This window comes from Pseudomonas sp. R25(2017), assembly GCF_002112565.1.
Classification (GTDB): Bacteria; Pseudomonadota; Gammaproteobacteria; order Pseudomonadales; family Pseudomonadaceae; genus Aquipseudomonas; species Aquipseudomonas ekonensis.
The window spans coordinates 151,932-174,184 of the sequence record NZ_NEHZ01000004.1; the positions used below are offsets into that span (position 1 = coordinate 151,932).

Below are 22,253 nucleotides of genomic sequence, written 5' to 3' on the forward strand. Positions count from 1 at the left end.
CTCCAGATCATAATTTCGCCGAAACTTCGCCCCGCCGGCTGCCCCGCGAAAGCCCCGGAACCAAGCGGGCCAACGCATGCGGCCGGTGACTGGCCGGTCGTCATCGGCAGCGCTTTCATCGGTTCATGCAACGCTTGGTTTGCCCGGGCCTGCGGCGCACCCTAGAATGCCCCGATGCGCGATGATCTCTCCCTTCTGCTGAACTCCCTCAACGATGCCCAACGCCAGGCCGTAGCGGCCCCCGTTGGCCGTCAATTGGTCCTGGCCGGTGCCGGCTCCGGCAAAACCCGAGTGCTGGTGCACCGTATCGCCTGGTTGATCCAGGTCGAAAACGCCTCGCCCCACTCCATCCTGTCGGTGACCTTCACCAACAAGGCCGCCGCCGAGATGCGCCACCGCATCGAACAGCTGCTGGGCATCAACCCGGCCGGCATGTGGGTCGGCACCTTCCACGGCCTGGCGCACCGCCTGCTGCGGGCGCACTGGCAGGAGGCCGGGCTGAGCCAGACCTTCCAGATCCTCGACAGCGACGACCAGCAGCGGCTGGTCAAGCGGGTGATCCGCGAGCTGGGGCTGGACGAGCAACGCTGGCCGGCCCGCCAGGCCCAATGGTTCATCAACGGGCAGAAGGACGAAGGCCTGCGCCCGCAGCACATCCAGGCCGGCGGCGACCTGTTCCTGGCCACCATGCGCGGCATCTATGAAGCCTACGAGGCCGCCTGCCAGCGCGCCGGGGTCATCGACTTCTCGGAACTGCTGCTGCGCGCCCTGGATCTGTGGCGCGACCATCCGGGCCTGCTGGCCCATTACCAGAAACGTTTCCGGCACATCCTGGTGGACGAGTTCCAGGACACCAACGCCGTGCAGTACGCCTGGTTGCGCCTGCTGGCCAAGGGCGGCGACAGCCTGATGGTGGTGGGCGACGACGACCAGTCGATCTACGGCTGGCGCGGGGCGAAGATCGAGAACATCCATCAGTATTCCGCCGACTTCCCGGACGCCGAAACCATCCGCCTGGAGCAGAACTACCGCTCCACCGCCGGCATCCTCAAGGCCGCCAACGCCCTGATCGCCAACAACACCGGGCGCCTGGGCAAAGAGCTGTGGACCGACGGCGGCGACGGCGAAGCGATCAGCCTGTACGCCGCGTTCAACGAACACGACGAAGCGCGCTACGTAGTCGAAACCATCGAAAGCGCCCTGAAGACCGGCCTGTCCCGCAGCGACATCGCGATTCTCTACCGCTCCAACGCCCAATCCCGCGTGCTGGAAGAAGCCCTGCTGCGCGAACGCATCCCGTACCGCATCTATGGCGGCCAGCGCTTCTTCGAACGGGCCGAAATCAAGAACGCCATGGCCTACCTGCGCCTGCTGGAAGGCCGCGGCAACGACGCCGCGCTGGAACGGGTGATCAACGTCCCGGCCCGGGGCATCGGCGAGAAGACCGTCGAGGCGATCCGCGAGCACGCGCGCCACAGCGATGTGTCGATGTGGGAAGCGATGCGCCAGCTGGTCGCCAACAAAGGCCTGACCGGCCGCGCGGCAAGCGCCCTGGGCGCGTTCATCGAACTGATCGACAACCTCGCCGCCAAGTGCATCGACATGCCGCTACACCTGATGACCCAGACCGTCATCGAGCAGTCCGGCCTGATCGCCTACCACGAGGCGGAAAAAGGCGAGAAAGGCCAGGCCCGGGTGGAAAACCTTGAGGAACTGGTCAGCGCCGCGCGCAACTTCGAGAACACCGACGAGGACGAGGACCTGACGCCGCTGGCGGCGTTCCTCGGCCACGCGTCGCTGGAGGCCGGCGACACCCAGGCCGACGAGCACGAAGACAGCATTCAGCTGATGACCCTGCACAGCGCCAAGGGCCTGGAATTCCCTTACGTGTTCCTGGTGGGCATGGAAGAAGGCCTGTTCCCGCACAAAATGAGCCTGGAGGAACCGGGACGTCTCGAAGAGGAACGGCGTCTGGCCTATGTCGGCATCACCCGCGCCATGCAGAACCTGGTGATGACCTATGCCGAGACCCGACGCCTGTACGGCAGCGAGACCTACAACAAGGTGTCGCGTTTCGTGCGGGAAGTGCCCAAGGGCCTGATCCAGGAAGTGCGCCTGTCGAACAGCGTCAGCCGTCCGTTCGGCGGCAACCAGTCGATGAGCGGCAGCAATCTGTTCAGCGGCAGCGCGATCCCGGAGACCGGCCTGAGCCTCGGCCAGGCCGTGCGCCATTCGATCTTCGGCGACGGCGTGATCCTCAACTTCGAAGGCGCCGGCGCCCAGGCGCGGGTGCAGGTCAACTTCAGCGAAGGCAGCAAGTGGCTGATGCTGGGCTACGCGAAACTGGAAGCGATCTGAAACTGAATCCGCCTTTGTGTGGGAGCGAGCCTGCTCGCGATGGCTTCAATGCGGTTCGTCAGTCGAACCGCGGCGTTTCAATCGCGAGCCGGCTCGCTCCCGCACCGGCGTGTGTGAACCTTGATCCCGACAGGGAGCGATTCATGGGCTCAGGCTTCTTCTCCTCGTGGACCTTCTGGGCCCTGCTCTCGGCCTTGTTCGCCGCGCTGACCGCGATTTTCGCCAAGGTCGGCATCGAGAACGTCAATTCCGACTTCGCCACCCTGCTGCGCACCTTCGTGGTGCTGGTCAGCCTGGCCTTGATTTTGTACGCGACGGGCCAATATCAGTCGTTGGGATCGATCTCCGCCAAGAGCTACCTGTTCCTGCTGCTGTCCGGGTTGGGCACCGGCGCGTCGTGGCTGTGCTACTTCCGCGCCCTGAAGGTCGGCCCGGCCTCGCTGGTCGCCCCGGTGGACAAGCTCAGCGTGGTGCTGGTGGCGGTGCTCGGCGCGCTCCTGCTCGGCGAGAAGCTCGACCTGCGCCAATGGGGCGGGATCGGCCTGATCACCGCGGGCGTCGTCTTGTTGGCCTTGCGCCGCTGAATAGAAACCCGCTGAACCTTCCTATTTTTCCTACAGACAAATGTACATGGGCCTATTGCCTCGACCGAGCTGAACCTAGCCTGTCAGGCAAAAGCCCGAAACACTCTGCCGCTAGCCAGTGACACTTCAGCTGTGCAACATGGCGCGCGTGCTCTCCACAAACGGGAATACCCTTTATGAAACGTTTCCTCAGCATCGCCATGGCGTTGTGCATCGGCCTGACGATGAGCCTCGATGTCAACGCAGCCAAGCGCTTCGGTGGTGGCAAAAGCTCCGGCGCCGCGCCGACGCACCAGACCAGCCAGATGGCTCCTTCTTCCCCGGGCATGGGCGGCGCTGCGGCGACCGCCGGTGCTGCCGGTGCCGCAGGCGCGGCCGCCAAGGCCGGCGGTGCCTCGCGCTGGCTCGGCCCGCTGGCCGGCATCGCCGCCGGCGGCCTGCTCGCCTCCATGTTCATGGGCGACGGCTTCCAAGGCATGCAGTTCTTCGACATCCTGATCATGGCCCTCATCGCGTTCGTGATCTTCCGCTTCATCGCCGCCCGTCGCCGCAAGCAGCAGGACCAGTTCGCGCCGGCCGGCCATGCGCCGATGCAGCGTGAAGCGTTCGAGCAGAAGCCGGCCGCCATGGGCTCGATCTTCGGCGGTTCGGCAGCCCCTGCCGCCCGTCCGGTGATCAACGCACCGGCCTGGTTCAACGAACAGCGTTTCCTCGAAGCCGCCCGCAGCCACTTCCAGGCCCTGCAGCAGCATTGGGACGCCAACGAAATGGACAAGATCGCCGAGTTCGTGACCCCGCAGATGCTCGAGTTCCTCAAGCGCGAGCGCGCGGACCTGGGCGACGGCTTCCAGTCCACCTACATCGACAACCTCCAGGTGCAACTGGACGGCGTGGATGACCGTGCAGACAAGACCATCGCCACCCTGACCTTCAGCGGCGTGTCGAAGACCTCGCGTTTCGACCAGGGCGAAGTGTTCAGCGAAAGCTGGAACATGGAACGTCCGCAGGGCGAAAACCAGCCATGGCTGGTGGCCGGCATCCGCCAGAACGGCTGATCCCAGGCGCGTCAGGCCTGCAGTACCGAAAACCCCGGCCATGGCCGGGGTTTTCTATTTCGCGGTTGCATCCATAGCGAGCTACTGTATAAACCGCCCCATGCAAACCGCGCCATACAAGCAAGAGGATCCCGGACGTGGAAGAAATCATCGAACAACTGCGCGAAGCCAACGAGCCCGTGCCGGTTCCCCTGGAACTGCCTGACGAAGACCAACTGGTTGAGATCGAAGAACAGCTCTTCATCAACATCCCGTTCGTCTTCAAGGAGTTCCTGCTGACCGTCAGCGACGTGGTGTACGGCAGCCTGGAGCCGGTGACCGTCACCGACCCGCAGTCCCACACCTACCTGCCCGAAGTGGCCGCGAACGCCTGGGATGCCGGCGTGCCGCGCGACCTGATCCCGATCTGTCAGGACGGCGATGATTACTACTGCGTCGAAGAGGACGGCACCGTGGTGCTGTGGTCGGGCGAAGAGGAACTGGTCACCGAAGAGTCCTGGGAGTCGGTCTGGCACTGGGCACGGGACGTCTGGCTGGAAAGCTGATCCGCCCCGTCGCCCAGGGCGGCCTTCAGTGCCCCGACGGCTCCTTGTGGTTGTCGAGGGTCTCCAGCAAGGCCACCTGCATCCGCGTGTGCACCCGGATGAACCAGCGCCACAGCAGCGCCGCCACGGCGGCCGCCACCACGGCGACCAGCACCAGCAACTTGTTGGTCGGCAAGATACTGGCCGACAAGGCTGCCAACAGCAGGAAAATCACCAGCAGCGAAAGAAGCGGAATCACTTCGGCGATCACCCGCCGCACCCGCTGCGTATGGCGTCCGGCCATTTCCGGCTTGACGCCCATCTCCGCCAACAGCATCGACAGCGCCTTGAGCTTGCGGTAAGCCGCGATCAGGAACGGCAACGACAGCAGCAGCGCCGCCCCCCAGATCAATGCCTTCTGCCAGCCCGGATCGGCGATCCAGTCCTGCAGCCAGACCGAAATGCGCCCGGCGAAAAAGGCGCCGGCCAGGAAAATCGCGATCACCAGCGCCAGATTCACCCCGACCTGCAGCAGGATCCGCCGGATCATCGACGCCAGCAAAGCCCCTTCGCCACGGGGCTGGATGCTGCGCAGCCATTCGCCGTAGAGGCCGAACACCCGCCCCAGGCGCTGCGGCATGGCGGCGGACAGCTTGATCGACAGCGGATCGGCGGCGCGGATCAGGTACGGCGTCAGCAACGTGGTGATGACCGAGACCGCCACGGCCACCGGATAGAGGAAATGGCTGGTGACCTGCAGCGTCATGCCCAGCGCCGCGATGATGAAGGAAAACTCGCCGATCTGCGAAAGCCCCATCCCGACCCGCAGCGAGGTGCGTCCGTCGTTGCCGGCGATAAAGGCACCGAGGCCGCAGGACAGCATCTTGCCCAACACCACCGCCACGGTGATGACCGCGATCGGCCAGGCGTACTGCAGCAGGATCATCGGGTCGAGCATCAGGCCGATGGCGACAAAGAAAATGGCGCTGAACAGGTCGCGGACCGGCTCGATCAGACGCTCGATCTTCAGCAGCTGCCGCGACTCGGCCATGATCGCGCCGATCAGGAAGGCCCCCAGCACCATGCTGTATTCCAGCTTGACCACCAGCAGGCAGAAGCCGAAGCACAGGCCCAGCACGGTGATCAGCAGCATCTCGTTGCTTTCGAATTTCGCCACGTAGGCCAGGAGGCGCGGCACCAGCAGGATGCCGATGACCAAGGCGACGATCATGAACAGCGACAGCTTGCCGACCGTGGAGAACACTTCGCCGGAACTCACCGTGCCGCTGACGGCGATGCTCGACAGCAAGGCGATGATGCCGATGCCCAGGATGTCCTCCACGATCAGCACACCGAAGATCAGTTGGGCGAAACGCTCGTTCTTCATCTTCAGGTCATTGAGTGCCTTGACGATGATGGTGGTCGAGGAAATGGCCAGGATCGCGCCGAGGAACAGCGAATCCATGGTGTTCCAGTCGAACCAGCGGCCGATTTCGTAGCCGATCCAGATCATCAGCACGATTTCGAGGAAGGCCGCGATGAACGCCGTGGCGCCGACCTTGAACAGCTTGCGCAGGCTGAACTCCAGGCCCAGGCAGAACATCAGGAAGATCACCCCCAGTTCGGCGAGGGTCTTGATGGTGTCTTCGTCGTGGATCAGGCCGAACGGCGGCGTGTGCGGGCCGATGATGAACCCGGCGACGATGTAGCCGAGCACCACCGGCTGCTTGAAGCGGTGGAACAGCACGGTCACCACGCCCGCGACCAACATGATCACTGCCAGGTCCTGAATGAAACTGATGGCATGCATGGCGTGGGCTCCTTGAATGGCAAGGCTCGCCGCTGGCCTGGGAAACAGGCTGGGCAAGCTGAATGAAAATCCGCTTTTGGTGTGGGAATCGCCCTTGGGAAGTGGCTTTGGCAGGGTAACACCGCGACTTCCGGCCGGAAGGCGGTGCAATATATGGAAACAGATCGATCGGGCGTGACGGCGGCCAGTTGCCCGGCGTCCCGATAACGGTGGTTTGAAAAACGACCAGGCGCCCGCAGAGGCGCTTCTTCCAGCAATCCTGCCTTGACCCGTGAGAACGTTATGGAACCCGGAAACGCCCAGCTGTCGATGACGGTACTGATGACACCCGACATGGCCAACTTCTCTGGCAATGTCCATGGCGGCACCCTGCTCAAATACCTCGACGAAGTGGCCTACGCCTGCGCCAGCCGTTACGCCGGCCGGTACGTGGTGACCTTGTCGGTGGACCAGGTGATTTTCCGCGAGCCGATCCACGTCGGCGAACTGGTGACCTTCCTGGCGTCGGTCAACTACACCGGCAACACCTCGATGGAAGTCGGCATCAAAGTCGTGACCGAGAACATCCGCGAGCGCTCGGTGCGCCACACCAACAGTTGCTTCTTCACCATGGTCGCGGTGGATGACCAGCGCAAGCCTGCGCCGGTGCCGCCGCTGCAGCCGCAGAACAGCGAGGAGAAGCGCCGTTTCATGCAGGCCCAGCAGCGCCGGCAGATTCGTCAGGAGCTGGAGAAGCGCTATCAGGAGATCAAGGGCGACGCGTGAGCCCTTCGGCCTGGAGCCGCTTCATCGACAGCCTTCGCGGGCACGTCGCACCGCCGCTGTCAGGCGGTGTCCCTGCTGACGCCATCGCCAGCAGGCTGGCTCCCACAGTTTGCGTGGGTCACAGGCTGATCGGGGTCGCCTCGAATTTCACCCGCGGATGGGCGATCCGGTCCTGGGCCCGCACCAGCTGCAATTCGTAGCTGGCGCAGGCCTGGGTCTCCAGCAGCACCTCATGCACCGCCGCCGCCGTGAACTCGAACGCCGCCAGCAGGCTGTCGCCCAGCAGCACCCGTGCCAGGAACAGCCCGGACGTCAGGTCGCCCACGCCCACCGGCTGCCGCGGGAACGCCAGCAGAGGACGGCGCAGATGCCAGCTGCCCTCGGCCGTCACCAGCAACATCTCGAACCCTTCGGCCGGCTTGCCCGGATAGTCCAGGTGCTTGACCAGCACAGCCTTGGGACCGCGGGCGAGCAACGCGCGGGCCATCGCCAGGCAGTCGAACAACGACTGCGGCTTGCGTCCGGCGAAGCTGTCCAGCTCCAGCTGGTTCGGGCACATGATGTCGGCCACCGCCGCCGCCTCTTCCAGCAGAAAGTCGCTGACCTCCGCCGGCACGCTGCAGCCCTTCTCCGGATGCCCCATCACCGGATCACACAGGTAAAGGGCCTTGGGATTGACCGACTTGATCCGCGCCACCCCTTCGAGAATCGCCCGGCCCTGGGCGGCGCTGCCCAGGTAGCCCGACAGCACCGCATCGCAGTTGCCCAGCTCGCCGATGGCGGCGATGCCTTCGACCAGCTCCGGAATCCGCTGCGGCTGCAGCACTTCGCCGGCCCACTGGCCATACTGGGTGTGGTTGGAAAACTGCACGGTGTTGAGCGGCCAGACATTCACCCCGACCCGCTGCATCGGAAAAACCGCAGCGCTGTTGCCGGCGTGGCCGAACACCACATGGGACTGGATGGCGAGCAGATGAGGCGTACGTTTCATTCGGGATTTTCCGTAAAACGATTGAAATTCAAGCCGCGCAGTATGCGACGAAACGCAGCCTGTACGACAGACCGGCGACGCAGTTAAGCTGATGCCCTCTTTTGGAGTTCCCCGTTGATGCTGACCCTGGAAAACATATTCGTGCTGATGCTGTTCGCCGCCGCCGGCGCATGGCTCTGGCACAACCACGGCTTGCGGGAGCGCGCGCTGGAACGGGTCAAGCAGCATTGCGTGAACGTCGGCGTCGAGCTGCTCGACGGCAATGTCGCGCTGAAGCGGATCGGCTTCATCAAGGACGCCAGCGGCCGCCTGCGGCTGGCCCGGGTCTACGGCTTCGAATTCACTGTGACGGGCGAGACCCGCCACAACGGCACCATCACTCAGTTCGGCGCGCACAGCGCACAGATCGAACTGGCACCCTACCCGGCGCCGTTCGACGAGGCGCCGCCGGTGGCGGACGTCGCCAAGCCCCGGGCCGAAGTGATCGAGCTGAGCCAGTGGCGGCAGGAACACACCAAGTGGAAGCCCTGAGCTAGGCGACCCCGATCCGGCAACCCGCCAGCCCTGCCTGCAATGTCGCGGCATCCTGCCGCTCGGCGAAGATCAGCTCGATCCGCGAGTCCTTGCGCCATTCGCTGGGCTGCCATGGCGCCGGCGCGTTATCCAGGGCATTCATCGATCGCCAGCCGTCCGCGCTGTGGATCACCAGTTTCGCCCGACGCCAGGCCAGGCTTTCCAGCCACTGCCGGACACGCGCGCTGTCGAAAACCTGCCCCGGGTGCCAGCGCCAGCCGATGCTCCAGCCATCGTCCTGGGCCTGGTGCAGGCAAATCGGCAGCGCCGGATCGCTCCAGACCGCCGGGATCTGCGCCAACCCCTTCGGCACATTCAACGGCTCCGCCCCCGCCACCGCCTGCGCCGTCAGGCCCGGCAGCTCGCTCAGCGGCATCCGGGCTTGCTCCGTCCAGATAAACCTGACCGCCGGCAATTGCGCGGCGATCGCTTGCCGCGCTGGCTCTGCGAGGTTTTCCGATTTGTTCAGCAACAGCAGGCCGGCGCCGGCCAAGGCCTGCCTTTGCGTGTCCGGCAGCGGCTTGCCGTCCGCCAGCGCCTGGGCATCCAGCACCAGCACGCAAGGCTGCACAGCCAGGACACCCAGCCAGGGCGCCTCGCCCAACTGCTTGAGCAACTGCGCCGGATGCCCAAACCCCGACGGTTCGATGAACAGGCGATCCGGCCTGGCCTTGCGCAGCAGCCGACCGAGCCCGACCTGGAACGGCGCGCCGTTGACGCAGCACAAACAGCCGCCGGCCACTTCGCCCAGTGCGATACCATCGGCGTCGCGAGTCAGCAGCGCGGCGTCGAGGCCGATCTGGCCGAACTCGTTGATCAGCACCGCCCAGCGCTCGTGCGCCGGGCGCTGGGCCATGAGCTGGCGGATCAGGCTGGTCTTACCTGCACCCAGCGGCCCGGCGATGACGTGGGTGGGAATGTTCTGCAACATGGCTGAAGTGTTCTGGAGGTCGAAGATGCGGTGGATGGGATGGTCGTTGCTGCTGGCGCTGGTGTCGAGCGAGGCGCTGGCCCAGGCCTGCGTGGTGCACAGCCAGGCGGAACGGCTGGACGTGAAGGTCTGCCAGCAGAACCGCAACATCCCGCAGAAACTGTTCAGCGACGGCTTCTGCCGACCCACCCTGGCCGGGCAGACCGTCGAGGTCCGGTACGTCGACCAATGCCCCGCCGGCGCCTTCGGCGTCTGCAGCGACGCGCAAGTCGCCAATATGCCCTATCGCCAGGATATCCACTATTACGGCGTGGCCTCCGACGCGGCGTACCTGCAACCGTACTGCGAGAACCAGAGCCACGGCCGCTGGCTCAAGCCTTGAGGCGCTAGCCGAGCCAGTCGAGGGTGAGCATCAGCCGGCGCTGGCCCGGCGCCGGTTGCGGCGAACGGTGGATCAGGCCGAACCCTTCGTTTCCATGCCATTTCTCGCCCTTGAGCAAGGCCACTTCACCAGCCTTCAGCCGCTGGATGCTCGACGGCTCTGCGGGCTCGGCGTCGGGGTTGCCCAGCAGACGGCGATCCATCGATCCTTCGCTGAGCCATTCGCTGCCGATGCCCGCATAGGTGGTGATCAGGCGCACCGGCACATGATCGACGTGAAACCGCGGGCACATGGCCTTGTCCAGCACCCGCAGGCGCAGGCCGATGCGCGTGGCGCCGAGCAGGCAGGCGAAGGCGCCGGTCAGCCATTTCAGGTCGGCGACAAACGCTTCGTGACCGGCCAGGTCGCGGAACTCGCCGGCGAGGCCGTCCAGGTCCGGCTCCGCCTCTTCGTCAGGCAGCTCCAGGCACAGCGCTTCGGCGTACGGCACCTCCAGCGACAGGAGCAGATCCGCAAAATCCGCGATGTGCAGCGGCAGTTGCCGTTGCCAGACCGCGAGGTTGATGTCGTCCTCAAGGATCCGCGCCAGATCCTGCGGCGTGGGCCCCTGATGCTGCACACGGGTGGCGCGATACGACGGGTTCAAGGCGAGCATCAGGCAGCCTCTTCGTGCCAAGGGCCGAACGGATCCGGCCACTGCCGCCAGCCCTGCGCGCCGACGGCCATTTCCGCGTCGCTCAGCAGGCAGTCATCGAGGTCCGCCGTGAGCTGCGCGAAATCGATGTCCTGACCGATGAACACCAGCTCCTGTCGGCAATCCCCCACACTGGCCGTCCAGTTTTCCATGATCGCGGCAGTGCTTTCCCGATCCTGCGGCCATTGCTCCTTCGGTACGAACCGCCACCAGCGCCCGGCGAACCCATGGCGCATCAGGCCGCCGGCCTGCGACCAACTGCCGGCGTCGGCGGGTTTGCTGGCCAGCCAGAAGAATCCCTTGGAGCGCAGCAGTTTTCCGTTCAGCCAGGGCCGGTTGAGGAAGTCGAAAAAACGCTGGGGGTGGAACGGCCGCCGGGCCCGATAGGCTGTGGAGGCGATGCCGTACTCTTGGGTTTCGGGAACATGCTCGCCGCGCAGCTCCTGCAGCCAGCCCGGGGCCTGGGCGGCCTTCTCGAAGTCGAAACGGCCGGTGTTGAGGATCTTCGCAAGCGGCACTTCACCCATCACCATCGGGATGATCTCGGCCTGAGCGTTCAGGCGCCTGAGGATGGCCATCAGCTCTTCCCGTTCACGGCTGCCGATCAGGTCGATTTTGCTGATCAGCAGCACGTCGGCGAATTCGATCTGTTCGATCAGCAGGTCGGTGATGGAGCGCTCGTCCTCCTCCCCCAGGACTTCACCCCGTGCGGCGAGGCTTTCGGCGGCTTGATAGTCGGGCAGGAAATTCAGGCCGTCGACTACAGTGACCATGGTGTCGAGGCGAGCGATGTCAGCCAGGCTTTGGCCCTGCTCGTCGCGGAAGGTGAAGGTTTCGGCGACCGGCAACGGTTCGGAGATACCGGTGGACTCTATCAGCAGGTAATCGAATCGGCCTTCACGGGCCAACTGGCCGACTTCTTCGAGCAGGTCTTCGCGCAGCGTACAGCAGATGCAGCCGTTGCTCATCTCCACGAGTTTCTCTTCGGAGCGATTCAGGCTGACATCATGTTGGACTTCGCTGCCATCGATGTTGATTTCGCTCATATCGTTGACGATGACGGCCACACGCAGACCGCCCCGATTACGTAGTACGTAATTCAGAAGCGTACTTTTTCCGGCGCCGAGAAAGCCTGACAAAACGGTCACTGGCAACATGTATGACATGGGGTAATCCTCATCAAACGGTCGGTTTTTGCGATCTGGCGCTCTTGAAGCCTCCAGGAGGCCACCACAGAAGCAGGCGCTTGAAAATCAGGGGGGTAAAGGCGATTCAAATTAATGTTATAGTATAACAATATGAGTTGACCACTCTTCTCTTGCCCCAAGCGCCGTCGCGCAGGAAGCTGTACACCGTCTAACCCGTCGGAAATTGCCATGAAACAGGCGCTGAAACGCACGCTGCTGGGCCTTGGATTGCTGCTGGCCTCAACCGCCTGGGGACAACTCCCCGGCCTGGCCACGTGCACACGCAGCGCCAATCTGCTGGCCTGCGTCGATGCCGAGGGCAACGCCTACAGCGTCAACACCGCGGGCAGCACGATCTACCTGCGCGGCTTCGACAAGGCCGGCCAACGCTATTGGGCGCAGACCAACAGCCGCTACGGACAACTGACCTTCTTCACAGGCATCGCCACCGACGGCGAAGCCTGGGTCGGCTATAACCGCCGCGTGGGCTGGACCACGATCAACCGCTATTCCAGCTCCGGCGGCGGCAGCGCCAAATTCACCTGCAACCGCCTTACGGGCTGCTAGACCACGGGACTTTTCTGCGCCTGCTGCCAGGCGAGGTAGCTGTCGAGCGGCGGATTCTTCTGAAAGTAGCGCTGCAATCCCTCGAACAAACCATCGGCAATTGCCTGTTGGTGACGGGGGTTCACCAGTCGTTGGCTGTCGCGGGCATTGGAGATGAAACCGGTCTCCACCAGGATCGACGGCACATCGGGCGACTTCAGCACCGCGAACCCGGCCTGTTCCACACGTTTCTGATGCAGCGTGGTGATGCCGGCGAGACTGCCGAGCACCGTACTGCCCAGCTGCAGGCTGGCGGCGATGGTGGCGTTCATCGACATGTCGAGGATCACGCCAGCGAGCATTGGATCCTTGTCTTTGAGGTTGAGCAGACTGGTGGCGCCAAGCAGATCCGCACCGTTTTCACGCTGGGCCATGAAGCGTGCGGTGGCCGACGTCGCACCCCCTTCAGACAAGCAGTACACCGACGCCCCGGCCGCCGTCAGACGAGGGGCCGCATCGGCGTGCACGGAGATGAACATATCGGCCTTGTGCTGACGGGCGATGTCCACACGCTTGCGCAGTGGAACAAAGAAGTCGTCGTTGCGCACGAGCTTCACATCAAACCCTTTCTCCCGTTTCAAGCGCCGCGCGAGCAACTGCGAAATGGACAGCACGACATCCTTTTCCCGCGCACCTTTGGCGCCCACAGCCCCCGGATCCTTGCCGCCGTGCCCCGGATCCACCACGACAATGATGTCGCGTTTGGCGTGCGCCCTGGAGGTCTGCGCGAGTGTTTCACGTGGAACCATCGATGCTGGCGCTGCGCTGCTTACCAGATCCAGCACCAAGCGATGACCTTGGCCGTCCTGGGGTGCCAGCAAGAAGCTGTTCAACTGCGCTGGGTTCTTCAGATCCAGCACGATCCGTGTATCACCACGACCATAGCGTCCGGAACGGATGGAGTGGATGACCGTGTCCTTCAACGGCAGTTGACTGAAATCACCGCTCGCCTCCGCTCCTGCCACATCGATGATCAGGCGATCCGGCGAGCCCAAGGAGAACGTCTTGTAGCTCACCGGGCCGCTGAGATCGAACACCAACCGCAGCTTGTCGTCGGATCGCCACAGCCGCGCCTGACGGATCTGCGCGGCTTTCGCACCAAAGGGAAAGGCCAGGGCGACGCTGGCCAGCATCAGGTGAAGCAAGTGACGTCTGTGCATAGGAAAGCCCGCTCATGAAAAAGGCATCGCGATTGTAATTGTTATAATATAACATCAATTCAAATCACACGATGGACCCGCTCATGAATGCGTTGACGCTTCCGGATATCGCAGCGCAAGCCGCTCGCCAGCCCCTTGCGCTCGAATGGGTGGGCATGCGCGGCATCGCACTGCCCGTTTTGATCGAGGGACAACGCCTGTGCGCCAAAGCGGATGCTGGCGTCAGTCTGGACGATGGCGAGGCCCGGGGGATTCACATGTCCCGGCTTTACTTGGCGCTCGAAAGCCTTGAAGCACAAAACCTGAACGCCAGCCTCATGCGTGATGTTCTGCAGGCTTTTCTCGACAGCCACACAGGTCTGTCGAGCAGCGCTTACCTGAACATCCATACCGATCTGATGCTTAAGCGACCGGCATTGGTCAGTCCGTTGGCCGGCTGGAAGGCCTATCCCGTCACCCTCGCCGCGCACCTGAAAAACGGAATGTTCCACGTGGAACTCAAAATCGAGGTGCCGTATTCGTCGACCTGTCCTTGCTCGGCGGCGCTCGCGCGGCAGTTGATCCAGCAACAGTTCGTTGACGACTTTGCCAACAAGCCTCTTCAACATGCCGATGTATTAGCTTGGCTGGGCTCGACCCGAGGCATTGTCGCCACGCCCCACAGCCAGCGCAGCACCGCGCAATTGCACCTGCACCTCGATGCTGCGACAGAACACCTCTCGCTGACCGACTTCATCAACCAGGCCGAAGCCGCCCTCGGCACTGCCGTCCAGACGGCCGTCAAACGCGCCGACGAACAAGCCTTCGCCCTCGCCAACGGGCAAAACCTGATGTTCTGTGAGGACGCTGCCCGTCGCTTGAATCTGGCCCTGCGCCGCTCGCCCGGAGTCCGTGAGTTCCATCTGCGAGTGATCCACGCCGAAAGCCTCCACGCACATGACGCCGTCGCCGAAAGCCGCTGGCGGCGGGAGGTTCAATGATCCGTTGCCAGTCCTTGACGTGGGGAGCACTCGGCCAACCGCTGACCCCCGCTCTCTCACTTTCTCTGGAGACCGGCAGTCTGACCGCCGTGGTCGGGGTGAACGGCAGCGGCAAGAGCAGCCTGCTCAAGGTCATCGCGAAACTGCAGAAGCCGTTGTCGGGCAGAGTCGACTTGGGTGTTCCATGGCAAGGCGGCCTGTCCTTCTTGCCCCAGCAACAGCAATTCGACCGCCAGTTCCCTATTACCCTGCGGGAACTGGTGGCGGCGGGTTTCTGGGGACGCCGGTTGTCTTCACCCTTGCGAAAGCAGCGCCTCGCGAGCGCACTGGAGGACTGGCAACTGAGCGGCCTGGAACAGCGCCCGCTGATGGCCCTCTCCGGCGGCGAGCTGCAACGCGCCCTGCTCGCCCGCCTGAGCCTTGCCGATACGCCTTTGCTGTTGCTCGACGAGCCGCATGCCGCACTCGATGAACAGGGGCAGGCCCTGCTGTGGCAGCACCTGCATGCCTGGCACGCGCAAGGGCGAACCCTCGTGGTGGTTTGCCACGACCTCGCCGCCGTCCGTCAACACATCCCCCATACCCTGCTGATCAGGCACACCGGCTGCGTATACGGCAGCACCGCCGAACTGATCGAGCAGACACTCCCACCGCAGGTGGCCTGATGCACACCTTCGTCCACCTCTGGCAACCGTTCCACGAATTCATGTTCATGCGCCGGGCCCTGATCGGCGGGCTGCTGCTGGCCTGCAGCACGGCACCCTTGGGCGTGTTCCTGATCCTGCGCCGCATGAGCCTGATCGGCGACGCCGTCGCCCACGGCATTCTCCCCGGCGCGGCGCTCGGCTTCTGGTTCGCCGGGCTGAGCCTGCCCGCCCTCACCGTCGGCGGACTCGGCGCAGGTCTAGGCATGGCCGGGCTCGCTGCCTGGATCACCCGCCGCACCGGCCTTCGCGAAGACGCCAGCCTCGCGGCGATCTATCCCATGTCGCTGGCGGCCGGCGTGCTGATTCTGGGCATCGCCGGCAAGCGTCTGGATTTGCTGCACCTGCTGTTCGGTTCGGCACTCGCGGTGGACGGGCCGACGCTCAACGGCATGCTGGGGGTATCCGCCCTGAGCCTGGTTGCCATGGCGCTGATCTATCGGCCCCTGGTGCTCGACACCCTCGACCCGCTGTTCCTGCAGACCGTCAGCCGGCTCGGCCCGATCGCCCATGGTGTGTTTCTGACCCTGGTAGTGCTGAACCTAGTGATCGGTTTTCAGGCCATCGGCGCGCTCATGGTGGTCGGGCTGATGATGCTGCCTGCCGCTGCTGCGCGCTTTTGGAGCCGGCGCCTGCCGGTTCTGATCGCCATCGCGGCGCTGATCGGCGGCCTGTCGGTCTGGTTCGGTTTGCTGTTGTCGTTCCACTGCTCGCTGCCCAGCGGCCCTGCCATCGTCCTGATCGCGGGCGTCGGCTATCTGCTGTCCGTGGTGTTCGGACCGATCCACGGTCTGTTGCGCCGCCCGCCTTTGCTCACATCACCATGAGGTGTTTTCCGATGCGCGTTCTATTACTGCTGTTCAGCCTGACGCTGTCGATGTCGTTGTCGGCGGCGGAAAAGATGCCGGTGGTCACCAGCTTCAGCATTCTCGCCGACCTGGTGCACCAGGTCGGCGGCGAGCATGTGCAGATCACCGACATGGTCGGGCCGGATGCCGATGCCCATACCTACGAGCCCACGCCGGACGACGCCAAGGCCCTGCTCAAGGCCCGGCTGATCGTGAAGAACGGCCTGGGGTTCGAACCCTGGCTGGATCGCCTGGTGAGCAGCACCGCCACCACCGCGACGGTGGTCACCGCCAGCCGCGGCGTGATTCCGCGCTCGCTTGACGAGGACGGCGAAACCGTCCCCGACCCGCACGCCTGGCACAACCTGGCGAACATCGAGCTGTACATCGCCAACATCACCAAAGCGCTGAGCGCCGCCGACCCGGCCAATAAATCCGACTACGAGCGCAACGGCCAGGCCTACCTGAAACAGATCCACGCCCTGCTGGCCGACGCCCGCGCCAAGCTCGGCTCGCTGCCGCCGGGCAACCGCAAGATCGTCACCAGCCACGACGCCTTCGGCTACCTGGGCCAGGCCTACGGCATCGACTTCATGGCGCCGCAAGGACTGTCCACCGAGCGTGAGCCGTCCGCCGCCGAAGTCGCTGCATTGATCACCCAGATCCGCCAGGCGAAGGTCAAAGCGGTGTTCATGGAAAACATCAAAGACGCACGCCTGCTCAAGCAGATCGCCGAAGAGACCGGCGCCCGCATCGGCGGCACCCTGTACTCCGACGCCCTCGCCGCCACCGGACCGGCCAGCACGTTCGCCGGCCTGTTCGAACACAACCTCAACACCCTCTACCAAGCCCTGGGCCAGCCATGATCCGCAAGAACCCTTCCGGCGACCTGCCGCTGATTGCCGAATCCGCCTACGTCGACAAAACCGCGATCATCTGCGGCAAAGTGGTCATCGGCGAAAACGTGTTCGTCGGCCCCTACGCGGTGATCCGCGCCGACGAAGTGGACGCCTCCGGCGCCATGGAGCCGATCACCATCGGCGCCAATTCGAACATTCAGGACGGCGTGGTGATCCACTCCAAGTCCGGCGCGGCGGTGACCATCGGCGAGTACAGTTCCATTGCCCACCGTTCAATCGTGCATGGCCCGTGCAAGGTCGGCGATCGGGTGTTCATCGGTTTCAACAGCGTGCTGTTCAACTGCGCCGTCGGCAACGGTTGCGTGGTGCGGCACAACTCGGTGGTGGACGGACGCGACCTGCCGGATGCGTTCTATGTCCCCTCCACCACCCGCATCGGCCCGGGCACCGACCTTTCGCAGTTCCCGCCGGTGAGCGTCAGCGCTTCGGAGTTTTCCGAGGACGTGGCGCGCACCAACGTCGATCTGGTGCGCGGCTACAAAGCTCTGCAGAACGAGTTCTGAGCCATGGGCAACCTGCTGATCCGCCATGCGCGGCTGGTGAACGAAGGACGGGAATTCGAAGCGGACGTGCTGGTCAGCCATGGCCGCATCGTCAAAATCGCCTCAAGCATCTTCGGCGAGAACGCAGCGCAGGAAATCGACGCCGCCGGCCAGTGGCTGCTGCCGGGCATGATCGACGACCAGGTGCATTTCCGCGAACCGGGCTCGCCGGCCAAGGGCAGCATTCACTCTGAATCCCGCGCGGCCGTCGCCGGGGGCATCACCAGTTTCATGGACATGCCCAACACCTCCCCGGCCACCCTCACCCTCGACGCGCTGGCCGACAAGAAGCGCCGGGCCGCCATCGGTTCCGTGGCCAACTACGGCTTTCACTTCGGCGTCAGCCAGGACAACCTCGACACGGTGGCCGCGCTCAACCCGTGCGAAGTGGCCGGGGTGAAAGTGTTCATGGGCGCCTCCACCGGCAACCTGCTGGTGGACGATCCACGGATCCTGGAACGGCTGTTCGCCGAGGTGCCGACGATCTTGCTGGCCCACTGCGAACACACGCCCAGCATCGAGGCCAATGCCGCCAGGCTGCGCGAGCGCTACGGCGAGCACCTGCCGCCCGACGCCCATGCGCTGATCCGTGATGCCGAGACCTGCTACCGCTCCTCTTCGCTCGCCGTGGACCTGGCCAGACGCCACGGCACACGCCTGCACGTCCTGCACCTCACCACCGCCCGCGAGCTGGAACTGTTCGAAGACAAACCGCTGACCCAAAAACGCATCACCGCCGAAGTCTGTCTGCACCATTTGCTGTTCGACGACCGCGACTACCCGACGCTGGGCAACCGGATCAAATGCAACCCGGCGATCAAGTCCCGCACCGACCGCGACGCCTTGCGCCAGGCCTTGCTGAGCAACCGCCTGGATGTGATCGGCAGCGATCATGCGCCGCACACGTGGGCCGAAAAGCAGCGACCGTACGACCAGGCGCCGGCGGGCTTGCCGCTGGTGCAGCACGCCTTGCCGGCGCTGCTGGAGCTGGTGGCCGACGGCGTGTTGCCGATCACCACCCTGGTGGCGAAGACCAGCCACCGGGTGGCGGATCTGTTCGCTATCCCGGACCGGGGTTATTTGCGTGAGGGATATTGGGCGGATCTGGTGCTGATACGACCGGAGCCGCAAGGGGTCGCCGTGTTACGCCAACCGGTGCTGTCGCAATGCGGGTGGACGCCGTTCGCCGAACGGCGGTTCAGGCATCGGGTGAGCCTGACCGTCGTGTCGGGACAGATCGCCTGGGATGGCCAGCGGGTGAACGAAGGGTGTCGGGGGTTGCCCCTGAGGTTCATGCGTTGAATCGGTGACGCGTTCGCGGGCAAGCCTTCCCGGCTTGCCCGCGAAGCCTTTCAGGCTCTTGGCTTGACGGTGCCGCAGTCCTGCCCCAACCACACCGCGCGGGTTTCCAGGCTGCCCTTCTGGTTGATGCCGATGGCATTGAAGGTGCCGTTGGCGACCGTGGTGAACTCCCGGTCGCTGAGGAACGTCGCCACGCCGGTGCCTTGGGCCCGCGGGCAACTGAAGCGGAATTTCCACTGGTTGCCGTTGCGCTCGGTGATCTGCTGCTTGCATCCCGACTGCGGATCCGCCAGAGGAATGTCGTTGGTCGCCACTTGCTGCGGCGTCAGGCAGGCGCGGATGCCCTTGCCGCCGATGTTGATGCCTTGCTTCTCCAGCGCCGCCCGTTGCTGCGGCGTGATTTGCCCTTGAATCTGGCCGAGGATCGATTGCACGTCCATGGCCTGGTCATCGACCTTGACGTTGCTCGACGTCATTTCCCACAAACCCGGCTGCAGCATTTGCGCTTGAGCAACCACCGGCAAAGCCAAACCCAGGCCCAGCGCCAAACCCAGCAGACGAACGTTCATTGCGAGACTCCTGATCAGTAGTGGCCGTTAGACGTCGGCCGGTCGCTTCGGTTCATGCTCCAATTAAATGGCGACAACCGCAACGGAACATGGTCTGTTAGGCATTGAAACTTCAGGAGCACGGCTGCCCCATGGATTACTTCGGACCGCACCTCTTCGGTTACCTGATCGCCCTGATCCACACCCTGGGCTCGATCGCCGCCCTTCACGCGGTGCTGACCGTGCGCACAGCGCAAGGCTCGATCGCCTGGGCGCTGTCGCTGATCTTCATTCCCTACCTGACGCTCATCCCGTACCTGGTCTTCGGCCGCAGCACCTTCGACGGCTACATCAAGGCGCGACGCCAGGCCAACGAACAGATGCGTCAGGCGATCTCCGAACTCAACTGGAGGCCGTGGGTGGAAGAGGCCCTGACCGCCCGCGCCTCGAATGCCTACGCCTCGTTGCGCGCGATGCCCCGGCTGGGACGGATGCCGTGCCTGGCCAACAACGACGTGCAACTGCTGGTGAACGGCCCGGCCACGTTCAAGGCCTTGTTCAACGCCATCGGCCAGGCCAGGGAGGCGGTGCTGATCCAGTTCTTCATCATCCACGACGATCAGCTCGGCCAGCGCCTGCGCGACCTTTTGCTGAAGAAGGCCGCCGAAGGCGTGGCGGTGCATCTGCTCTACGACCGCATCGGCAGCCATGCCCTGCCCCACAGCTACGTGCAGGCCCTGCGCGACGGCGGCGTCGAGGTGCGGGCGTTCGCCACCCGCAGCGGCTGGCTCAACCGCTTTCAGGTGAATTTTCGCAACCACCGCAAGATCGTCGTGGTGGACGGCATGACCGGTTTCGTCGGCGGCCACAACGTCGGTGACGAGTACATGGGCGAGAAACCGCCGCTGGCACCGTGGCGCGATACCCACATTCAAGTGCGCGGCCCGGTGGTGGCCTGCATGCAGGAATCGTTCGCCGAGGACTGGTTCTGGGCCGCGCGCGCCCTGCCGCCGATGATCCTGCCGGAGGCCTATCCGGAGGACGGCGTGCTCTGCCAATTGCTCGCCAGCGGCCCGGCCGACCCCTACGAGACCTGCTCGCTGTTCTTCGTCGAAGCGATCCACGCCGCCACCGAGCGGGTGTGGATCACCAGCCCCTATTTCATTCCGGACGAAGCGGTGTTCGCGGCATTGCGCCTGGCGGTGCTGCGCGGCGTCGATGTGCGGCTGCTGCTGCCGTCGCGCCCCGACCACCGCATCGTCTACGCCGCCTCCAGCCTCTATGCGTTCGAAGCCGTGCGCGCCGGGGTGCGGGTGTTCCGCTACAAGCCCGGGTTCCTGCACCAGAAGGTGGTGCTGATCGACAGCGAAATCAGCGCCATCGGCAGCGCCAACCTGGACAACCGCTCCTTCCGCCTCAATTTCGAAGTGATGCTGCTGACCGTGGACAGCGAATTCGCCACCTGCGTGGAGCAGATGCTCAACGATGACTTCGCCCAGGCCAACGAGATCGCCAAAGACGAAAGCCGGGAGATCCACCACCTGCAACAGGTCGGCATGCGGGTCGCCCGGCTCATTTCGCCGATTCTCTGAGGCCTACGGGTTGTAGATGTCGTCCCGGGTCCACGGCAGTTCATGGCTGCCGTCGGGGTGGGCCTTCACGGCGAGGATCTGGTGCAGGTTGATCCAGCCGTGGGCGAAGGCGTAGGCGCATCCGGCCAGATACAGGCGCCAGATGCGCAGCGCTTGCTCCGGCACCAGTTTGGCGGCGGTCTCCAGGTTGTCCTCCAGGCGCTCGCTCCAGTGGTCCAGGGTGCGCGCGTAATGCAGGCGCAGGCTTTCGACGTCGACGATCTCCAGGCCCGCCTCGCTGATCTCGGCAGAGATCATCGCCAGGTGCGGCAGCTCGCCGTTGGGGAACACGTACTTCTCGATGAAATCCCCGGCGCCGCGTCCCACCGGACGACCGTCGGTGTGCTTGGCGGTGATGCCGTGGTTCATCACCAGGCCGCCCTCCTTCACCGCACCGAACAGGGTCTTGCAGTATTCGGCGAGGTTGGCGTGGCCCACATGCTCGAACATGCCGACACTGACCACTTTGTCGAAACGGCCGTCCTGGGGCAGGTCGCGGTAGTCGAGCAACTGCAGCTCGACCTGGTCTTCCAGCCCTTCGGCCTTGACCCGCTCGCGGGCCAGCGCCAGTTGTTCCTTGCTCAACGTGATGCCGAACACCTTCGCGCCGAACTCACGGGCGGCGTACCGCGCCAGCCCGCCCCAGCCGCAGCCGACATCCAGCAGGTAGTCGCCGGGCTGCAGGCGCAGCTTGCGGCACAGATGGCGGAACTTGGCCTGCTGGGCCTGTTCCAGGGTTTCGCTGCCGGTTTCGAAGTAGGCGCAGGAATACGCCATGTCGCTGTCCAGCCACAGCTGGTAGAACGCGTTGGACAGGTCGTAGTGATAGGAAATGGCCTTGGCGTCGGTTTCCTTGTCGTGGAGCGAGCGCACCGGTTGGCTGCCTTCGTCTTCGTCGAGCAGCGCATTGCTCAGCTCGTCGCAGACTCGGATGACTTCGCTGATCGAACCTTCCAGTTCAAGCTTGCCCTCGACGAACGCCGCCCCCAGCGCGTCCAGGCTTGGATGGGTGAACTGGGTGACCATCTGCGGGTCCTTGACCACGATGGTGACGCTGGGCGTCGGCCCGAGATTGAACTCATGGCCGTCCCAGAGCCGCAGGCGAAGCGGTAGCTGCAGTTTCTGTAAGGCCGGTGGAAGTTGCGCGAGCATGGAATA

General features: G+C 64.3%; 23 protein-coding genes. 15 read left to right on the forward strand and 8 right to left on the reverse strand.

Annotated features, from left to right (window positions below):
• The first annotated feature begins 174 nt into the window (after nucleotides 1-174).
• From uvrD to CAG31_RS06725, 4 genes are all read left to right on the forward strand, one after another.
• Nucleotides 175-2,358: a DNA helicase II gene (gene uvrD / locus CAG31_RS06710; RefSeq protein WP_085579154.1), complete on the forward strand. Its 2,184-nt coding sequence runs from the start codon at nucleotides 175-177 to the stop codon at nucleotides 2,356-2,358.
• A gap of 143 nt (nucleotides 2,359-2,501) precedes the next feature.
• Nucleotides 2,502-2,942, forward strand: coding sequence for an EamA family transporter (locus tag CAG31_RS06715; RefSeq protein ID WP_085579156.1), 441 nt, complete (start codon nucleotides 2,502-2,504; stop codon nucleotides 2,940-2,942).
• 176 nt (nucleotides 2,943-3,118) lie between these two features.
• Complete coding sequence (locus CAG31_RS06720) at nucleotides 3,119-3,997, forward strand: Tim44 domain-containing protein (protein ID WP_085579158.1); 879 nt, start codon at nucleotides 3,119-3,121, stop codon at nucleotides 3,995-3,997.
• 137 nt (nucleotides 3,998-4,134) lie between these two features.
• Nucleotides 4,135-4,542, forward strand: a complete 408-nt coding sequence (locus tag CAG31_RS06725) for an SMI1/KNR4 family protein (RefSeq protein WP_085579160.1) — start codon at nucleotides 4,135-4,137, stop codon at nucleotides 4,540-4,542.
• A 25-nt stretch (nucleotides 4,543-4,567) separates the two neighbouring features.
• On the opposite strand, the gene CAG31_RS06730 is transcribed toward CAG31_RS06725, so the two are convergent.
• A complete protein-coding gene (locus CAG31_RS06730; RefSeq protein ID WP_085579162.1) occupies nucleotides 4,568-6,331 on the reverse strand; it encodes a cation:proton antiporter in 1,764 nt (587 codons plus the stop codon).
• Nucleotides 6,332-6,613: 282 nt separating this feature from the next.
• On the opposite strand from CAG31_RS06730, the gene CAG31_RS06735 reads away from it, so the two are divergent.
• Nucleotides 6,614-7,096: an acyl-CoA thioesterase gene (locus tag CAG31_RS06735; RefSeq protein WP_085579164.1), complete on the forward strand. Its 483-nt coding sequence runs from the start codon at nucleotides 6,614-6,616 to the stop codon at nucleotides 7,094-7,096.
• A 118-nt stretch (nucleotides 7,097-7,214) separates the two neighbouring features.
• Here CAG31_RS06735 and pdxY read toward each other — a convergent pair whose 3' ends face one another.
• Complete coding sequence (gene pdxY / locus CAG31_RS06740) at nucleotides 7,215-8,087, reverse strand: pyridoxal kinase PdxY (RefSeq protein ID WP_085579166.1); 873 nt, start codon at nucleotides 8,085-8,087, stop codon at nucleotides 7,215-7,217.
• Nucleotides 8,088-8,204: 117 nt separating this feature from the next.
• Here pdxY and CAG31_RS06745 point away from each other — a divergent pair, with 117 nt between their 5' ends.
• Nucleotides 8,205-8,618 (forward strand): DUF3301 domain-containing protein, encoded by a 414-nt coding sequence (locus CAG31_RS06745; RefSeq protein ID WP_085579517.1) that lies wholly within the window; start codon nucleotides 8,205-8,207, stop codon nucleotides 8,616-8,618.
• A gap of 1 nt (nucleotide 8,619) precedes the next feature.
• On the opposite strand, the gene CAG31_RS06750 is transcribed toward CAG31_RS06745, so the two are convergent.
• Nucleotides 8,620-9,591, reverse strand: a complete 972-nt coding sequence (locus tag CAG31_RS06750) for a GTP-binding protein (protein WP_085579168.1) — start codon at nucleotides 9,589-9,591, stop codon at nucleotides 8,620-8,622.
• Nucleotides 9,592-9,616: 25 nt separating this feature from the next.
• Between CAG31_RS06750 and CAG31_RS06755 the strand changes: the two genes are divergently transcribed.
• Nucleotides 9,617-9,973: an NADH:ubiquinone oxidoreductase gene (locus CAG31_RS06755; RefSeq protein ID WP_085579170.1), complete on the forward strand. Its 357-nt coding sequence runs from the start codon at nucleotides 9,617-9,619 to the stop codon at nucleotides 9,971-9,973.
• Nucleotides 9,974-9,977: 4 nt separating this feature from the next.
• Here the strand turns inward: CAG31_RS06755 and CAG31_RS06760 are convergent, their stop codons facing one another.
• Entirely contained in the window at nucleotides 9,978-10,628 is a 651-nt protein-coding gene (locus tag CAG31_RS06760) for a DUF1826 domain-containing protein (RefSeq protein WP_085579172.1), read from the reverse strand.
• Complete coding sequence (zigA, locus tag CAG31_RS06765; protein ID WP_085579175.1) at nucleotides 10,628-11,833, reverse strand: zinc metallochaperone GTPase ZigA; 1,206 nt, start codon at nucleotides 11,831-11,833, stop codon at nucleotides 10,628-10,630. Before zigA ends, CAG31_RS06760 begins: the two co-directional genes overlap by 1 nt.
• Nucleotides 11,834-12,043: 210 nt before the next feature.
• Between zigA and CAG31_RS06770 the strand changes: the two genes are divergently transcribed.
• Nucleotides 12,044-12,421, forward strand: a complete 378-nt coding sequence (locus CAG31_RS06770) for a glutamine synthetase (RefSeq protein WP_085579177.1) — start codon at nucleotides 12,044-12,046, stop codon at nucleotides 12,419-12,421.
• Here the strand turns inward: CAG31_RS06770 and CAG31_RS06775 are convergent.
• Nucleotides 12,418-13,620, reverse strand: coding sequence for an N-acetylmuramoyl-L-alanine amidase (locus tag CAG31_RS06775; RefSeq protein WP_085579179.1), 1,203 nt, complete (start codon nucleotides 13,618-13,620; stop codon nucleotides 12,418-12,420). The genes CAG31_RS06770 and CAG31_RS06775 overlap by 4 nt on opposite strands.
• 83 nt (nucleotides 13,621-13,703) lie before the next feature.
• Between CAG31_RS06775 and folE2 the strand changes: the two genes are divergently transcribed.
• Genes folE2 through CAG31_RS06805 form a run of 6 tightly spaced genes read left to right on the forward strand, consistent with a single transcriptional unit; the run spans nucleotide 13,704 to nucleotide 18,916 of the window.
• Nucleotides 13,704-14,600: a GTP cyclohydrolase FolE2 gene (gene folE2, locus CAG31_RS06780; protein WP_085579181.1), complete on the forward strand. Its 897-nt coding sequence runs from the start codon at nucleotides 13,704-13,706 to the stop codon at nucleotides 14,598-14,600.
• Nucleotides 14,597-15,265, forward strand: coding sequence for a metal ABC transporter ATP-binding protein (locus tag CAG31_RS06785; RefSeq protein ID WP_085579183.1), 669 nt, complete (start codon nucleotides 14,597-14,599; stop codon nucleotides 15,263-15,265). Before folE2 ends, CAG31_RS06785 begins: the two co-directional genes overlap by 4 nt.
• Nucleotides 15,265-16,131: a metal ABC transporter permease gene (locus CAG31_RS06790; protein WP_085579185.1), complete on the forward strand. Its 867-nt coding sequence runs from the start codon at nucleotides 15,265-15,267 to the stop codon at nucleotides 16,129-16,131. The genes CAG31_RS06785 and CAG31_RS06790 overlap by 1 nt, the downstream gene beginning before the upstream one ends.
• An 11-nt stretch (nucleotides 16,132-16,142) precedes the next feature.
• Nucleotides 16,143-17,018: a metal ABC transporter substrate-binding protein gene (locus CAG31_RS06795; protein WP_085579187.1), complete on the forward strand. Its 876-nt coding sequence runs from the start codon at nucleotides 16,143-16,145 to the stop codon at nucleotides 17,016-17,018.
• A complete protein-coding gene (locus CAG31_RS06800) occupies nucleotides 17,015-17,575 on the forward strand; it encodes a DapH/DapD/GlmU-related protein (RefSeq protein WP_085579189.1) in 561 nt (186 codons plus the stop codon). The genes CAG31_RS06795 and CAG31_RS06800 overlap by 4 nt, the downstream gene beginning before the upstream one ends.
• Before the next feature lie 3 nt (nucleotides 17,576-17,578).
• Entirely contained in the window at nucleotides 17,579-18,916 is a 1,338-nt protein-coding gene (locus CAG31_RS06805; protein WP_085579191.1) for a dihydroorotase, read from the forward strand.
• Between the two features lie 50 nt (nucleotides 18,917-18,966).
• On the opposite strand, the gene CAG31_RS06810 is transcribed toward CAG31_RS06805, so the two are convergent.
• Nucleotides 18,967-19,485 carry a DUF3617 domain-containing protein gene (locus CAG31_RS06810; RefSeq protein WP_085579193.1) on the reverse strand — a complete coding sequence of 173 codons (519 nt, stop codon included), beginning with the start codon at nucleotides 19,483-19,485 and terminating at the stop codon, nucleotides 18,967-18,969.
• 131 nt (nucleotides 19,486-19,616) lie between these two features.
• Between CAG31_RS06810 and cls the strand changes: the two genes are divergently transcribed.
• Complete coding sequence (gene cls / locus CAG31_RS06815; protein WP_085579197.1) at nucleotides 19,617-21,056, forward strand: cardiolipin synthase; 1,440 nt, start codon at nucleotides 19,617-19,619, stop codon at nucleotides 21,054-21,056.
• Nucleotides 21,057-21,059: 3 nt separating this feature from the next.
• On the opposite strand, the gene cfaB is transcribed toward cls, so the two are convergent.
• A complete protein-coding gene (gene cfaB / locus CAG31_RS06820; RefSeq protein WP_085579199.1) occupies nucleotides 21,060-22,247 on the reverse strand; it encodes a C17 cyclopropane fatty acid synthase CfaB in 1,188 nt (395 codons plus the stop codon).
• Nucleotides 22,248-22,253 lie beyond the last annotated feature (6 nt).

What these genes read in the sequence shown, in the direction of transcription:
- uvrD (WP_085579154.1), top strand. Translation starts at nt 175, where the DNA reads ATGCGCGATGATCTCTCCCTTCTGCTGAACTCCCTCAACGATGCCCAA.
- CAG31_RS06715 (WP_085579156.1), top strand. Translation starts at nt 2,502, where the DNA reads ATGGGCTCAGGCTTCTTCTCCTCGTGGACCTTCTGGGCCCTGCTCTCG.
- CAG31_RS06720 (WP_085579158.1), top strand. Translation starts at nt 3,119, where the DNA reads ATGAAACGTTTCCTCAGCATCGCCATGGCGTTGTGCATCGGCCTGACG.
- CAG31_RS06730 (WP_085579162.1), bottom strand. Translation starts at nt 6,331, where the DNA reads ATGCATGCCATCAGTTTCATTCAGGACCTGGCAGTGATCATGTTGGTC.
- CAG31_RS06735 (WP_085579164.1), top strand. Translation starts at nt 6,614, where the DNA reads ATGGAACCCGGAAACGCCCAGCTGTCGATGACGGTACTGATGACACCC.
- pdxY (WP_085579166.1), bottom strand. Translation starts at nt 8,087, where the DNA reads ATGAAACGTACGCCTCATCTGCTCGCCATCCAGTCCCATGTGGTGTTC.
- CAG31_RS06745 (WP_085579517.1), top strand. Translation starts at nt 8,205, where the DNA reads ATGCTGACCCTGGAAAACATATTCGTGCTGATGCTGTTCGCCGCCGCC.
- CAG31_RS06750 (WP_085579168.1), bottom strand. Translation starts at nt 9,591, where the DNA reads ATGTTGCAGAACATTCCCACCCACGTCATCGCCGGGCCGCTGGGTGCA.
- CAG31_RS06755 (WP_085579170.1), top strand. Translation starts at nt 9,617, where the DNA reads ATGCGGTGGATGGGATGGTCGTTGCTGCTGGCGCTGGTGTCGAGCGAG.
- CAG31_RS06760 (WP_085579172.1), bottom strand. Translation starts at nt 10,628, where the DNA reads ATGCTCGCCTTGAACCCGTCGTATCGCGCCACCCGTGTGCAGCATCAG.
- zigA (WP_085579175.1), bottom strand. Translation starts at nt 11,833, where the DNA reads ATGTCATACATGTTGCCAGTGACCGTTTTGTCAGGCTTTCTCGGCGCC.
- CAG31_RS06770 (WP_085579177.1), top strand. Translation starts at nt 12,044, where the DNA reads ATGAAACAGGCGCTGAAACGCACGCTGCTGGGCCTTGGATTGCTGCTG.
- CAG31_RS06775 (WP_085579179.1), bottom strand. Translation starts at nt 13,620, where the DNA reads ATGCACAGACGTCACTTGCTTCACCTGATGCTGGCCAGCGTCGCCCTG.
- folE2 (WP_085579181.1), top strand. Translation starts at nt 13,704, where the DNA reads ATGAATGCGTTGACGCTTCCGGATATCGCAGCGCAAGCCGCTCGCCAG.
- CAG31_RS06785 (WP_085579183.1), top strand. Translation starts at nt 14,597, where the DNA reads ATGATCCGTTGCCAGTCCTTGACGTGGGGAGCACTCGGCCAACCGCTG.
- CAG31_RS06790 (WP_085579185.1), top strand. Translation starts at nt 15,265, where the DNA reads ATGCACACCTTCGTCCACCTCTGGCAACCGTTCCACGAATTCATGTTC.
- CAG31_RS06795 (WP_085579187.1), top strand. Translation starts at nt 16,143, where the DNA reads ATGCGCGTTCTATTACTGCTGTTCAGCCTGACGCTGTCGATGTCGTTG.
- CAG31_RS06800 (WP_085579189.1), top strand. Translation starts at nt 17,015, where the DNA reads ATGATCCGCAAGAACCCTTCCGGCGACCTGCCGCTGATTGCCGAATCC.
- CAG31_RS06805 (WP_085579191.1), top strand. Translation starts at nt 17,579, where the DNA reads ATGGGCAACCTGCTGATCCGCCATGCGCGGCTGGTGAACGAAGGACGG.
- CAG31_RS06810 (WP_085579193.1), bottom strand. Translation starts at nt 19,485, where the DNA reads ATGAACGTTCGTCTGCTGGGTTTGGCGCTGGGCCTGGGTTTGGCTTTG.
- cls (WP_085579197.1), top strand. Translation starts at nt 19,617, where the DNA reads ATGGATTACTTCGGACCGCACCTCTTCGGTTACCTGATCGCCCTGATC.
- cfaB (WP_085579199.1), bottom strand. Translation starts at nt 22,247, where the DNA reads ATGCTCGCGCAACTTCCACCGGCCTTACAGAAACTGCAGCTACCGCTT.